Origin of the sequence: Acinetobacter sp. FDAARGOS_558 (assembly GCF_003937785.1) — a bacterium.
In the GTDB taxonomy this organism is placed as follows: domain Bacteria; phylum Pseudomonadota; class Gammaproteobacteria; order Pseudomonadales; family Moraxellaceae; genus Acinetobacter; species Acinetobacter baumannii.
In genome coordinates, this window is sequence record NZ_RKJH01000001.1 from 3,988,838 (window position 1) to 4,001,325 (window position 12,488).

A 12,488-nucleotide genomic window follows, 5' to 3' on the forward strand; every position below is an offset into this window, starting at 1 on the left:
TTTTTACAGTTAAATTTGTTCTTATAGATAAAGATTATACAAAGTTATTTTTAAATAAATACGATTTGTAATATGAGGAATTCATTGTGAATATTCAACAAAAAGATGATACAAAACACGGCAGCTTTAGCTTACTTGATGGTGAAACCGTTGCAGGTGAAATGACTTATACATGGGCAGGTGAAAGCATGCTAATTATTGATGCCACAGATGTAAACGAAAATTATCGTGGACAAGGTGTAGGTCGCCAATTACTTGATGCTTTGGTGGCTTTTGTTCGTGAAAAAGACGTAAAAGTAATTCCGCTTTGCCCATATGCAAAATCGGTTTTTGATAAAGACCCAAGTATTGGTGATGTACTTAGAAAGTAAGCAATAGATTAAAAATCATTTAATAAAAATCGGGCGTTGGTGTCCGATTTTTTATTGGCTTTGTTATTTATCTTTGTTTTAGTGAATATGTTTTAAGCAGTTGTATCCAACTGATTTGATGGTTTTCGATTGCCAAATCGAATTTATCAAACTTATAGAAAAGCTTATCTAATAAAAATAGTTTTAGACCAATTGGGAAAAAAATAAACTCTTTGCACAAATATTTAATGGCTGACGAAAGCTAAATATTTATAACGTTTTAATATTATTTGTTGGAATTTTCCTTGAACTGGCAGTATATCCATAGTGTGTTGCCGCAATTTTTCTCTGCAACTTTGACCACGCTGAAAATCTCAATTATCAGCATTATTTTGGCGATTATTGTAGGGCTGATTTGCAGCATTTTAATCACATATCGCGTGCGGGTGCTAAATAGAATTGCCCAGTTCTATATTGAGTTATCTCGAAATACCCCCTTATTAATTCAACTGTTCTTTTTGTATTACGGTTTGCCAAAACTCGGTATCAAAATCGATGGTTTCACTTGCGGTGTGATCGGATTGACCTTTTTAGGTGGAAGCTATATGGCCGAAGCATTCCGAGCAGGTTTGCAGTCGGTGGCCAAAGGGCAGATTGACTCAGCAAAAAGTATTGGTCTACAACCGACTCAAATTTTTAGATATGTCATTTTCCCTCAAGCGCTTGCCATTTCAATTCCGGCAATAGGGGCAAATTGCCTATTTCTAATTAAAGAAAGTTCTGTGGTGAGCGCCATTGCTGTCGTTGAGCTGCTTTTTGTCACTAAAGACTTAATTGGCATGGACTATAAAACTACGGAAGCTTTGTTTTTACTCATCATGGCTTATCTGATTATTTTATTGCCCGTGTCTATTTTAACCAGTTATCTGGAGCACAGAAGTCGGAAGGTGAGCCATGGAACTTGATTATCTATTTCAAGCGAGTCACCTCGAACGTTTAATGTGGGGACTTTGGGCAACTGCAAAAATTGCATTTATTTCAGTGTTTTTCTCTGCAATTTTTGGCACAGTTTTCGGCGTCATTATGACTTCTAAAAACATAGTCGTTAAAGCGCTGTGCCGTCTGTATTTAGAAGCTATTCGAATCATTCCAATTTTAGTTTTGCTATTTGTGTTTTATTTCGGCTTTGCGACATGGTTTAACTGGCAGTTTTCCGCAATGTGGGTGTGCGTTGTTGTATTTGTTTTATGGGGTACGGCAGAAATGGGCGATTTGGTCCGTGCAGCCATTACTTCGATTGATCAGCATCAACGTGATTCAGCCTATGCGCTCGGACTAACTCATGTTCAAGCTTTGATCTACGTCATTTTTCCGCAAAGTTTAAAACGAGTAACACCAGGCGCGATTAATTTATTCACTCGAATGGTGAAAACCAGCTCTTTGGCAGTCCTAATTGGTGTGGTTGAGGTCATTAAAGTTGGCCAGCAAATTATTGAAAACTCGCTGTTGACCGTGCCGAGCGCTTCTCTTTGGATTTATGGCTTTATTTTTATTTTGTATTTTCTGATTTGCTATCCCTTATCTCGTTTGGCGGCACATTTAGAAAAGGTCTGGGAGTAATTATGCCTTTGCTATCGATACAACAATTACAGAAATCATTTGCACAAAGTCATATTTTACAGGGCATTGATCTAGATGTAGAACAAGGAGAGGTGGTTGTTATTTTAGGCCCATCGGGCTGCGGTAAAAGTACCTTATTGCGCTGTATTAACGGCTTAGAACCGATTCAGGGTGGCGAAATTCGTTTAACTGGCTCAGGTGTGCTTGGTAAAGACGTGGACTGGACTAATGCTCGTCAAAAAATTGGCATGGTTTTTCAGAACTATGAGCTATTTGGGCATATGAACGTCATTGACAATATTTTGCTCGGGCCACTTAAAGTACAAAAACGTCACCGCGATGAAGCAGAACAAGTAGCAGATGAGTTGTTAAAGCGAGTCGGGCTATATGAGCGAAAACTCGATTATCCACGACAACTTTCAGGTGGACAAAAACAGCGTATTGCCATTGTTCGTTCATTGGTCATGCAACCTCAAGTGATTTTACTTGATGAAATTACTGCTGCGCTTGATCCAGAAATGGTTAGGGAAGTACTCGATGTAGTACTGAAATTGGCGAATGAAGGAATGACCATGTTGATTGTGACACATGAGATGTCCTTTGCGCGTAAGGTTGCCGACCGCATTATTTTTATGGATAAGGGCAAGATTATTGAGCAGGCTTCACCAGAAGAATTTTTTGAACAGCCGAAAACAGAACGAGCGAAAGCTTTCTTAAATATTTTGTCGTACTAAATTTTTATTATTTGAATCATGAGGAAGTGAATGTTTAAACGTAATTCAATAAAAATATTAAGCAGTCTTGCCGTTGCTGGGGTTTTATTAACTGCATGTAGTAAAACACCATCAACTGAACAGGCAAGTAATGCTCAAGAAGACCATTCTTTAGAACAAGTCAAAAAAAATGGAGTTCTACGCGTTGCTGTTTTTGCTGATGATCCGCCGTTTGGTTATGTAGATAGTGCGGGGAATAATCAGGGCTTTGATGTGGCTCTAGCAAAACGGGTGACTAAAGATTTGCTTGGTGATGAAAAGAAAGTTGAGTTTATTGTGACTGAAGCTTCAAATCGGGTGGAGTTTTTAAAATCAAATCGTGCCGATATGGTGTTCGCGACATTTACAGTAACCCCTGAACGTAAGGAAGTTGTCGATTTTGCCGAGCCTTATTTAAAAGGGGCTTTTGGGATTGTCTCGCCTAAAGCTAAGCCGATTACAGATATTGCCCAATTAGAAGGTAAAACTTTAATTGTAAATAAAGGCACAAGTTCAGATACCTACTTTACCAAGCACTATCCGAAAGTGAATTTACTCAAGTTTGAAAGAAACTCGGATGCCTTCAAAGCTTTAACCGACGGTCGTGGTGACGCAATTTCACAAGATAGTACTTATGCTTTGGCGTGGGCCGCGAAAAACCCAAGTTATGTTGCAGGTATTCAGTCTATTGGTGATCAAGAGTTTATTGCACCGGCAGTTAAAAAGGGCAATACCCAACTATTGAATTGGCTCAATACTGAAATCAAGCAGCTCAGAACAAGCGGTGAAATTAAGAAAATTTATGATGAAACCTTGAAACCAATTTACGGTGACTCGGTTAATCCGAATGTGTTTTTAGACGTAGGCCAATAATTTTCGATATCGCTAGAGCAGTGCCTAAAAGTAGGCGCTGTGATTCTAAATAAGACTTTTACAAGAACGATAGGGTGAAATAATGACAACATTAACATTTCAAAACATAAAGCATATTTTAGCTGCGTCTTTACTGAGTTTAGGTTTAGTTGCATGTGACAAAGGAACTCAGTCTACTGAAAAAACGGCTGATACCACACAAACTACGTCAAGTATTGAACAGATCAAAAAGAATGGTGTGGTACGAATTGGCGTATTTAGTGATAAACCGCCGTTTGGATATTTAGATGCTCAAGGTAAAAACCAAGGCTTTGATGTAGAGATTGCCAAGCATGTTGCTAAAGATTTGCTGGGTGATGAAAACAAAGTTGAGTTTGTTTTAACTGAAGCGGCTAACCGTGTCGAATATTTAAAAGCCAATAAAGTAGATATTATTTTTGCCAACTTTACTGTTACGCCAGAACGTAAGGAAGTTGTCGATTTTGCTAAGCCTTACCTAAAAGTGGCACTAGGTGTGGTTTCTCCTAAAAGCCATCCAATTACCGATGTGGCTCAACTTAAAGATAAAACTTTATTGGTAAACAAAGGTACAACGGCTGATTCGTTCTTCACCAAGACGCATCCTGAAATTAAACTACAAAAGTATGAACAAAACACTGAAACTTTTGATGCTTTAAAAGATGGACGTGGTGCTGCGCTTGCCCATGATAACTTGCTGGTTTTAGCGTGGGCTAAAGAAAATCCAAATTACACCGTTGGCATTACCAATTTAGGTGAGCAGGACTTAATTGCACCAGCAGTTAAAAAGGGTGATAAAGAGTTATTAGACTGGTTGAACCAAGATTTAGAGAAACTGGCAAAAGAAGGCGTGATTCATCAGGCTTATGAAAAAACCTTAAAACCAGTCTATGGCGATACGATTAATCCAAAAGATTTATTGGTTGAGTAATCGTGCTAATAACCTCTAATGATTAGAACTCTAGATAGTATTTACTCGAACTAAGATTCATCTACAGCCTGCCCATAATTTATAAAGGTAATGTTTTTGCAATATTTTTTATAGATGTAAACAGTGGTCAGGTTCTGTAGATGAGAAAGTTTTTTGGTTACTTTTTCCAAAAAAAGTAACAGAATTAGCTGATTGCTTTAGAGTTTAAAGGTAGGATTCAATCGTGCTAATTCTTTGACTTTATATTACTTTAACTTAAATAAAGTCGGCTCTGCTGCTAATTTATCTGCCAAATATTGAATCAACACACTCAATTTAGGCGGGACATGCCGTGTCGGTGGGTAGAGTAACCACAGCCCACCGCTATAATAGGTCTTAAAATACCAATCTGGTAAAACCTGAACTAAGGTACCTTGTTGTAGAGCATGGCGTGCAACGAAGTACGGCAAGCTCGCAATACCTAAATGCTGTAATGCAGCACTCAAACGCACACCCGTATGATTTGCTGCATAACGCCCACGCACAGCCACACTGATCGATTTGTTTCCTTGCTGAAATTTCCATTTTGAGTCACTGGCTTGTTCACCCAAGTAAATACATTCATGCTGCTTTAAATCATGAGGATGGTTCGGTGTGCCATGCTTGGACAAATACTCAGGTGTGGCACAAACCAAGTGATCAATATCAATCAGCTTTCGACCCATAAGGCCACCCGGTGGTTGCTCTGTAATTCGAAGCGCTAAATCGACGCCATCATCAATGAGATCTACATAGCGATCTTCTAAAAGCATTTGAATATCAATTTTTGGATAACGTCCTAAAAATTCGGGTAAATGCGGATGAATCATAAAATGTCCCACAGCTTTCGGAACACTCAGACGAATAATACCTTCTGGCTCAACATGAAATTGACCCGAACTTTCCATGACTGCTTGTGCCGCATTCACCATATCTAAACAGCGTTGATAGACCTGTTGTCCACTTTCACTTAAACGAAGTTTCCGTGTAGTCCGATAGAGTAAGCGGGTACCTAAAGCACGTTCTAAACGGGCAATCGCGCGGCTCACAGCAGAAGGTGTTGTACCTAGCTGGCGTGCAGTTTCAGAAAAGCTTTCCGACTCGACAACCTTAACGAAGGTCGCCATTTCATTTAACAGAACCGGACTTTGATTTGTGCTCATGAGGCAAAAGTTATTTGGATTTTGATTGGATTATCGCGTTTAAAAAATCGCAATACAATCTTTTAGGTGATTTTCAGGAAACTAAATTGTTATGTGGCAGATGTATGGGCATGAGTTTTTAACGCTAGCTCTTATTCACTTTATGGCGGTGATTTTACCGGGACCAGATTTTGTGATTACGGTAAGACAAAGTGTACGTTATGGTTATTTGATTGGATGTCTGACTGCAATTGGTATTGGTGTCGGAATTTCAGTACATGTGTTTTATACACTTGTTGGTATTGGCTTTTTGATTCAGCAAAGCGAATGGCTCATGTCACTGATCAGAACAGCGGGGGCAGCTTACTTAGTGTATTTAGGATGGCAGTGTTTACGTAGCCAGCCGAATACCACTATTGATATTAATGGCCAAGCAGGTAGTGACACGCCAAGTTTATTTAAAGCTTTTACGATGGGTTTTCTTACCAATGCGTTAAATCCAAAAGCCACTATCTTTTTTCTGGCAATTTTTACGACGGTTGTAAGTACGGCCACACCAATGAAAGTTCAGGTTTTTTATGGGGTTTGGATGTGTATGGTCAATGCCATCTGGTTTATGGTGGTGAGTGTATTGTTTGCACAGCCTATCGTACGTAAAAGATTTTTGGAGTTTGGAGTTTATTTTGAGAGGGTGATGGGAGTGTTGTTGATTGGGATTGCGTTGAGATTGATTTGGAGTTTGTTTAATTAAGTTGGATATCTATTGATATTTCCTCAGGTTAAAGTCATCTGCAAGTTTTTAGACTAGCACAACGGAGCTCATACTTGCATTTGCTAGTGCTAAATTTCATCCACAGCCTGCCCATAATTTATAAAGATAATGTATTTGCAATATTTTTTGAAAGATGAAAACAGAGAACAGGTTCTGTGGATGAGAAAGTTTTTGGTTACTTTTTAAAAAAGTAATGGAATTAGCTACTTTCTTTGGATTTGAAAACGGTAAGACTCCGCCGTGATAAGCACTTTAAATTTTTTAGATTATTAATGACTTTTAGCTCGAGCCGAAGGCTAACCTAGAAATCGGATCTAAAGTAATAAGACTCCGCAGTGATAACTACTTTGACTTATTACATCTATAAATGATTTTTGAGCTCAAGTAGTTTTAATAAATAATCCATAAAAAAAGACCGCTCGAAAGCAGTCTTTTTTAATAAATTTAATTGCTACGCCTATTACGTGTCAGTTGATGTAACACCGACACCAATAAATCAATTTCTTCCGTCGTATTATAAAAAGCCAAAGACGGACGCACGGTTTGTTCTACACCAAAACGACGTAAAATTGGCTGTGCACAGTGGTGCCCAGAACGTACCGCAATACCATGTTGATTTAAAGCTTTACCGACTTGTTCAGTTGAATAGCCTTGTAAGGTAAAGGACATCACACTGGCTTTGTGACGTGCCGTTCCGATCAGACGTAAACCAGACACACTGCTCAGTGCATTTTGACCATATTCGAGTAGATCATGTTCATAGCGAGCAATGTTATGAATACCTAGACTCTCCACATATTCAAGTGCAGCACCTAAACCAACAGCATCGGCAATGTTTCCAGTTCCGGCTTCAAACTTGTTTGGTGCAGGTTGGTAAACTACTTGTTCGAAGGTGACATCCTGAATCATGTTACCGCCGCCTTCCCATACAGGCATGCTTTCTAGCAACTCTGGTTTGGCATATACCGCACCAATGCCCGTCGGCCCAAACACTTTATGTCCAGAAAACACAAAAAAGTCTGCATCGAGAGCTTGTACATTGGTAGGGATGTGCGAAACAGATTGAGCACCGTCAACTAAAACGCGTACACCTTTGGCATGGGCAATTTTAATGACTTCAGCAACAGGTGTGACTGTACCCAAAGCATTTGAAACTTGAGTAATCGACAGCAGTTTAGTGCGTTCATTAATCAGTTTTGGTAACTCTTCTAAAATAATCTGGCCCGTGTCATCCACAGGAATGACTCTTAATTTCGCTCCAGTTTTTTTAGTGAGTTGATACCAAGGCACAATATTGGCATGGTGTTCTAAGTGAGAAACAATAATTTCATCACCTTCACCAATATTTTGCTCACCCCATGTTTTTGCAATCAGGTTAATGCCTTCGGTTGTTCCTCGTACAAAGATAATCTCTTTGGAAGAGGGTGCACCAATAAATCGAGCAACCACATTTCGCGCATGTTCATAGGCGTCGGTTGCACGAGCCGCTAACTCATGGGCAGCACGGTGAATATTTGAGTTTTCATGCTGATAAAAATAAGCAATCCGATCAATCACACGCTGCGGTTTTTGTGTGGTCGCTGCATTATCAAACCAGACCAAAGGTCGACCGTTGACGCGTTCCTGTAAAATAGGAAAATCGCGACGTATGGCATGCACATCAAGTGGTTGAGCACTACTTGCTACAAAAGTGGGTTGTGATGGTTGATAGTGACTATAACTTTGTCCACTTTGAGGCAAGTCTAAAAAATAAAATGCAGAGCTTGCTGAACTTTGGGGAGGCGTGTTCGTTGCAAAACGATCTTCCGTCAGTAAGGACTTTAGCTGGTCACCATGTGGCAACTGAAAAGACTGTGCAACCGAATAATTATCTTCAACACCTTTAACAGATGGCTCTGCTGCATTCGGAGCAGAAAAATCATTTAAAAAATAATAAGGTGATTCACCAGCACCCGTTGGTAAGCTTGGTTCAATGCGTGGCACATTGGGTTCACTATGAGCAGCTTCTGGCAAATGTGGTTCAAATGGTGGGCGTGGCAAATTAGCTCCACCCACCACAGGCGCAGACGCTACAATTCGACGTTCAGGATAGTCTGGCAAATTTGGAATATGCTCAGGATATTCCGGATTGAGACTTTTCTGAAAGGCGATATTGGGCGCACGACCACTGAGTGCAGAAAATGGTTCACCCGGTTGCGGTGGGTGAGGTGGCGCTCCGACAGGTAAGTCCAAGTTAAGGCCCGATGAAGAAGTCGAACTGCTTGAGCTTGGCACTGCTGAAAAAAACTCATTAGCAAGTCGAGCAATGGTGGACTCATCAGGGAAGTTGGCTGGTGGGTTAACACCAGTCACTTCAGGCCCCGTTGGACTACCTTGCAGATTACTTGTAGTTAACTGGGTAGTCATGATATTTGTCCACCTCCACATCATCTAACACTGCCAAAGCATCGTCTGTTAATACTGCAAGTGAGCAATATAACGAGATTAGATACGACGCAATCGCGTTACGGTTGATTCCCATAAAGCGTACTGAAAGCCCCGGTGACTGTTCACCCGCAAGACCCGGTTGGAACAAACCAACAATCCCTTGACGTTTTTCACCAACACGAAGCAACAATATTTTAGTTTTGCCATCTTCTACAGGGATTTTATTTGATGGAATAAGTGGAATTCCGCGCCATGTAATGAACTGCGAACCAAACAGACTAACTGTTGGAGGCGGTACACCACGGCGTGTACATTCACGGCCAAATGCTGCAATCGCATCAGGGTGTGCTAGGAAAAATCCCGGTTCTTTCCAGACTTTACGTAGCAAATCATCAAGATCATCAGGAGTGGGTGGGCCATTTAAAGTCGAAATACGTTGGTCATCTGTCACACTTGCTAGTAAACCGTATTCAGGGTTATTGATGAGCTCACTTTCTTGACGTTCTTTAATGGTTTCAATGGTTAAGCGAAGCTGTTCTTTAATTTGGTCATGTGGGCTGCTGTAAAGGTCGGCAACACGTGTATGCACATCTAAAACAGTAGAGACACCATTTAAAAAGTATTCGCGTGGCTCAGGGTCATAATCAACAAAAGTCTGAGGTAAAGTTGCTTCATCACGTTGTGTACAAGCCACCTGAATATCATCGGTATTATTGACACGGTTTAGGCGATAAATACCTGCTTCAACAGGAATCCATTGAAGTAAGTGAGTCAGCCAGCGGGGAGTAATTGTAGAAAGCTGGGGAGCTGTTTTAGTTGCATTGGCCAGTTGACGGGCCGCATGGTCCCCAAGTGCAAGTTGGGCTTTGTCTGTATTTTTCGCCATGAATCATTTTTCCTTATTACATTGGCTTTTTGAAAATAAAAATTCTAGGATGTATATAAACTAGAATTAGTTCTGGTTTTAAAATTAAAATCGCGTTATAAATTTTTTAAATACTGAGCTTATTAATGAGTTATCTATTTTCTAAATAAAAATATATTTAAACTAGAAATAAGCATTTTATTAATCTGCACGTTCTTTGTTTATTTATCTCCTTATCTATTTATTTCACATCTATAGTTTTTAACCAGCAATATGATTTTTTTGATAAGACTCATTCGGTGACTGTAAAATCTGGCTACCTGCAGCAACACTATGGGTTAGCCAAACATTCCCTCCAATAATTGACCCTCGGCCAATGGTAATACGGCCTAAAATAGTGGCACCTGCATAGATCACGACATCATCTTCAACAATCGGATGGCGTATATAGTCTTTTTTCAAACCACCATCATCATTGGTTTCAAAGCGTTTTGCTCCAAGAGTCACGGCCTGATAAATACGAACGCGTTCCCCAATCACACAAGTCTCACCAATCACCACACCCGTACCATGATCAATGAAAAATCCTTTACCGATTTGTGCACCCGGATGAATATCAATACCTGTTGCAGAGTGAGCCAACTCCGAAATAATGCGTGACAATAAAGGCACTTGAGCATAGAGCTGATGGGCAATTCTGTGATAAATAATCGCAAATATGCCCGGATAGCAGAGTAATACTTCGTCTACACTATGTGCTGCTGGATCACCTTCATAAGCCGCCCGCACATCGCCGTCTAAAAGGCGCCGTATAGAGGGCAAAGTGTTGGCAAAATCCTGCACAATAGTTTGAGCAAGTTCTTGTGGCTGCTGCACTGGGCTTGAATGACTCAAATGTCGTTTCGCTTCATAATTCAAAGCCAGTTGTACTTGAGCATGTAAAGCTGTTAGCACCCGATTTAAGGTATAGGCAATATAAGAATCTTCAGTTTCTTGGCGTAAGTCGGCAGGGCCTAAACGCATTGGAAATAAAATCCCGCACAGGTCATCTAAAATGGCCTTTAAAGCTTCTTTAGATGGAAGTTCACGGCCTCCAAATTCTTTTGTTCTGTGCTGTTGCTGACGCCAGTCATGCCTTGCTTGTTGTAAACCTTGTACAACCGCATTAATGTTCCATTGAGTCACAAGCTTTCCTTGATTCACTGAAAATTGATTGAAGTATTAGTCTTGTTGCCAAGGAAGTTGGTGGATGCGCCAGCCATTTTTCTGATTACGCTGTTGTTGATCATTTAGATCGCCTTCGAAGCCTTCAAGAACGTTATAAATGTGCTCAAAACCTGCATTAAATGCGGCTTCGGCAGCTTGTGCTGAACGGTTGCCACTACGACATAACAAAAGAATGGTTTTGTCTTTAGCAACTTTTGATTCAAGTTCTTTTAAAAAGCGTGGATTACGATTAAATAACGTGCCTGTTGCCCAAGCGACATGAATACTTTCAGGGACATAACCCACAAATTTACGTTCTTCATTAGTACGCACATCAACTAAAACGGCTTCTCCTTGTTGTACGAGTTGCCATGCGTCAACAGGTGATAAACTGCCACTAAAATTTAGTTCGTGTTCTTGTGCATATTGCTGTGCTTTAGCAAGGATATCTTCGGCTGAAAAGGACGTATTTGAACCATTTGAGATAAAACTTTGCGGAGTATCAGTATTTAATTTAGCGTTCATTGAATATATCCTTATCTTTGATTCAGATTGTTAAGGTTCAATTTACGCGGTTTTAAATATAAGCAAAAATAAGGAATATCTATTTATATATATTATTTTGATAAATAAGAGCGGTGAATATTTTATATAAATTAGTATTAGTTAATTTTATAAAGTTATTAAAATAAAATAGATTTAAGAAATTTTATTATTTAGTAAAAAACCGTACAGATTAAAATAATCCGCACGGTTTTTAAAATTAAGCAAATCCACCATTTACACGAATGACTTGAGAGTTTACCCAGCGCCCATCTGGACCAGCCAGCATGGCAACTACGCCAGCAATTTCGTCAGGTGTCCCGATTCGTTCCAATGGAGCAAGTTTTGCAATAGCTGCCACTTGCTCTTCAGTTTTTCCATTGTAAAAAAGGTCAGTGCCTGTCGGGCCGGGCGCAACAGCATTTACAGTGATATTTCGCCCACGTAACTCATTTGCTAACACATGTACCAAACCTTCAACACCTGCTTTTGAAGCAATATAGGGGCCATATGCCGGAAAAGATTTGGCAATTACACTGGTTGAAAGCGCAATAATCCGGCCACCATCTGGCACCGTTTTGGCCGCATGCGCCAATATTAAAAACGCGCCACGTAAATTGGTATGAATCACTTTATCGAAATCTGGCAGGCTTTCAGGTGTAATTTTTGCCATAGGCATAATACCGGCACTATGAACTACCACATCTAACTGACCGTTAATCGCTTTAGCTTCTTGAAACAAACGACTCCCCTCATGTTCATTTGCGACGTCCGCTTGAATAGCTGAGGCTTGACCACCTTGCTCAATAATATGTTCTACAGTGGCTTGGGCATGCGCTTTATTGCCAGCATAGTTAACAATCACATAAAAACCATCTTGAGCTAAACGTTCTGCAACAGCACGGCCAATACCACGTGATGCGCCAGTAATCAGAGCTGTTTTTCTTGAAATATTCATTTTTAGATTGCCT

Annotated in this window: 14 protein-coding genes and 1 pseudogene; 7 read left to right on the forward strand and 8 right to left on the reverse strand. The window is 40.1% G+C overall.

Going from position 1 to position 12,488, the window contains the following annotated elements; all coding sequences use genetic code 11:
• Nucleotides 1-86 precede the first annotated feature (86 nt).
• Nucleotides 87-371: a GNAT family N-acetyltransferase gene (locus tag EGT34_RS19210; RefSeq protein ID WP_001025680.1), complete on the forward strand. Its 285-nt coding sequence runs from the start codon at nucleotides 87-89 to the stop codon at nucleotides 369-371.
• Nucleotides 372-480: 109 nt separating this feature from the next.
• Here EGT34_RS19210 and EGT34_RS19215 read toward each other — a convergent pair.
• Nucleotides 481-591: pseudogene (locus EGT34_RS19215) on the reverse strand (hypothetical protein); the annotation flags it as partial.
• 64 nt (nucleotides 592-655) lie between these two features.
• Between EGT34_RS19215 and EGT34_RS19220 the strand changes: the two are divergent.
• The 5 genes from EGT34_RS19220 to EGT34_RS19240 all read left to right on the forward strand — a co-directional run bounded on the left by EGT34_RS19220 (nucleotide 656) and on the right by EGT34_RS19240 (nucleotide 4,544).
• A complete protein-coding gene (locus EGT34_RS19220) occupies nucleotides 656-1,315 on the forward strand; it encodes an amino acid ABC transporter permease (protein WP_001104474.1) in 660 nt (219 codons plus the stop codon).
• Nucleotides 1,305-1,970: an amino acid ABC transporter permease gene (locus EGT34_RS19225; protein WP_000418066.1), complete on the forward strand. Its 666-nt coding sequence runs from the start codon at nucleotides 1,305-1,307 to the stop codon at nucleotides 1,968-1,970. The genes EGT34_RS19220 and EGT34_RS19225 overlap by 11 nt, the downstream gene beginning before the upstream one ends.
• 2 nt (nucleotides 1,971-1,972) lie before the next feature.
• Nucleotides 1,973-2,704 (forward strand): amino acid ABC transporter ATP-binding protein, encoded by a 732-nt coding sequence (locus EGT34_RS19230; RefSeq protein WP_001130362.1) that lies wholly within the window; start codon nucleotides 1,973-1,975, stop codon nucleotides 2,702-2,704.
• 30 nt (nucleotides 2,705-2,734) lie between these two features.
• Entirely contained in the window at nucleotides 2,735-3,595 is an 861-nt protein-coding gene (locus EGT34_RS19235) for a transporter substrate-binding domain-containing protein (RefSeq protein WP_000476789.1), read from the forward strand.
• A gap of 82 nt (nucleotides 3,596-3,677) precedes the next feature.
• Nucleotides 3,678-4,544, forward strand: a complete 867-nt coding sequence (locus tag EGT34_RS19240) for a cysteine ABC transporter substrate-binding protein (RefSeq protein ID WP_024437489.1) — start codon at nucleotides 3,678-3,680, stop codon at nucleotides 4,542-4,544.
• 50 nt (nucleotides 4,545-4,594) lie between these two features.
• Here the strand turns inward: EGT34_RS19240 and EGT34_RS19245 are convergent, their stop codons facing one another.
• Nucleotides 4,595-4,714, reverse strand: a complete 120-nt coding sequence (locus EGT34_RS19245; protein ID WP_001990052.1) for a hypothetical protein — start codon at nucleotides 4,712-4,714, stop codon at nucleotides 4,595-4,597.
• A 75-nt stretch (nucleotides 4,715-4,789) separates the two neighbouring features.
• Complete coding sequence (locus EGT34_RS19250) at nucleotides 4,790-5,725, reverse strand: LysR family transcriptional regulator (RefSeq protein WP_024437490.1); 936 nt, start codon at nucleotides 5,723-5,725, stop codon at nucleotides 4,790-4,792.
• A 91-nt stretch (nucleotides 5,726-5,816) separates the two neighbouring features.
• On the opposite strand from EGT34_RS19250, the gene EGT34_RS19255 reads away from it, so the two are divergent.
• Nucleotides 5,817-6,455, forward strand: coding sequence for a LysE family translocator (locus EGT34_RS19255; protein WP_024437491.1), 639 nt, complete (start codon nucleotides 5,817-5,819; stop codon nucleotides 6,453-6,455).
• Between the two features lie 465 nt (nucleotides 6,456-6,920).
• On the opposite strand, the gene EGT34_RS19265 is transcribed toward EGT34_RS19255, so the two are convergent.
• The 5 genes from EGT34_RS19265 to EGT34_RS19285 form a co-directional block, all read right to left on the reverse strand.
• Entirely contained in the window at nucleotides 6,921-8,882 is a 1,962-nt protein-coding gene (locus EGT34_RS19265) for a family 2A encapsulin nanocompartment cargo protein cysteine desulfurase (protein ID WP_000211577.1), read from the reverse strand.
• Nucleotides 8,857-9,789 (reverse strand): family 2A encapsulin nanocompartment shell protein, encoded by a 933-nt coding sequence (locus tag EGT34_RS19270; RefSeq protein WP_001107594.1) that lies wholly within the window; start codon nucleotides 9,787-9,789, stop codon nucleotides 8,857-8,859. The genes EGT34_RS19265 and EGT34_RS19270 overlap by 26 nt, the downstream gene beginning before the upstream one ends.
• A 240-nt stretch (nucleotides 9,790-10,029) precedes the next feature.
• Nucleotides 10,030-10,971, reverse strand: a complete 942-nt coding sequence (epsC, locus tag EGT34_RS19275) for a serine O-acetyltransferase EpsC (RefSeq protein ID WP_086230959.1) — start codon at nucleotides 10,969-10,971, stop codon at nucleotides 10,030-10,032.
• Nucleotides 10,972-10,989: 18 nt separating this feature from the next.
• Entirely contained in the window at nucleotides 10,990-11,499 is a 510-nt protein-coding gene (locus tag EGT34_RS19280) for a rhodanese-like domain-containing protein (protein WP_000992231.1), read from the reverse strand.
• A gap of 238 nt (nucleotides 11,500-11,737) precedes the next feature.
• The gene (locus tag EGT34_RS19285; protein WP_001027429.1) at nucleotides 11,738-12,475 is read right to left on the reverse strand and encodes an SDR family oxidoreductase; all 738 of its coding nucleotides are present in this window, start codon (nucleotides 12,473-12,475) and stop codon (nucleotides 11,738-11,740) included.
• Nucleotides 12,476-12,488 lie beyond the last annotated feature (13 nt).

Excerpts from the sequence above, each read along its gene's own strand:
- EGT34_RS19255 (WP_024437491.1), top strand. The coding sequence starts at position 5,817 with ATGTGGCAGATGTATGGGCATGAGTTTTTAACGCTAGCTCTTATTCAC.
- EGT34_RS19225 (WP_000418066.1), top strand. The coding sequence starts at position 1,305 with ATGGAACTTGATTATCTATTTCAAGCGAGTCACCTCGAACGTTTAATG.
- EGT34_RS19285 (WP_001027429.1), bottom strand. The coding sequence starts at position 12,475 with ATGAATATTTCAAGAAAAACAGCTCTGATTACTGGCGCATCACGTGGT.
- EGT34_RS19265 (WP_000211577.1), bottom strand. The coding sequence starts at position 8,882 with ATGACTACCCAGTTAACTACAAGTAATCTGCAAGGTAGTCCAACGGGG.
- EGT34_RS19235 (WP_000476789.1), top strand. The coding sequence starts at position 2,735 with ATGTTTAAACGTAATTCAATAAAAATATTAAGCAGTCTTGCCGTTGCT.
- EGT34_RS19250 (WP_024437490.1), bottom strand. The coding sequence starts at position 5,725 with ATGAGCACAAATCAAAGTCCGGTTCTGTTAAATGAAATGGCGACCTTC.
- EGT34_RS19230 (WP_001130362.1), top strand. The coding sequence starts at position 1,973 with ATGCCTTTGCTATCGATACAACAATTACAGAAATCATTTGCACAAAGT.
- EGT34_RS19240 (WP_024437489.1), top strand. The coding sequence starts at position 3,678 with ATGACAACATTAACATTTCAAAACATAAAGCATATTTTAGCTGCGTCT.
- EGT34_RS19280 (WP_000992231.1), bottom strand. The coding sequence starts at position 11,499 with ATGAACGCTAAATTAAATACTGATACTCCGCAAAGTTTTATCTCAAAT.
- EGT34_RS19270 (WP_001107594.1), bottom strand. The coding sequence starts at position 9,789 with ATGGCGAAAAATACAGACAAAGCCCAACTTGCACTTGGGGACCATGCG.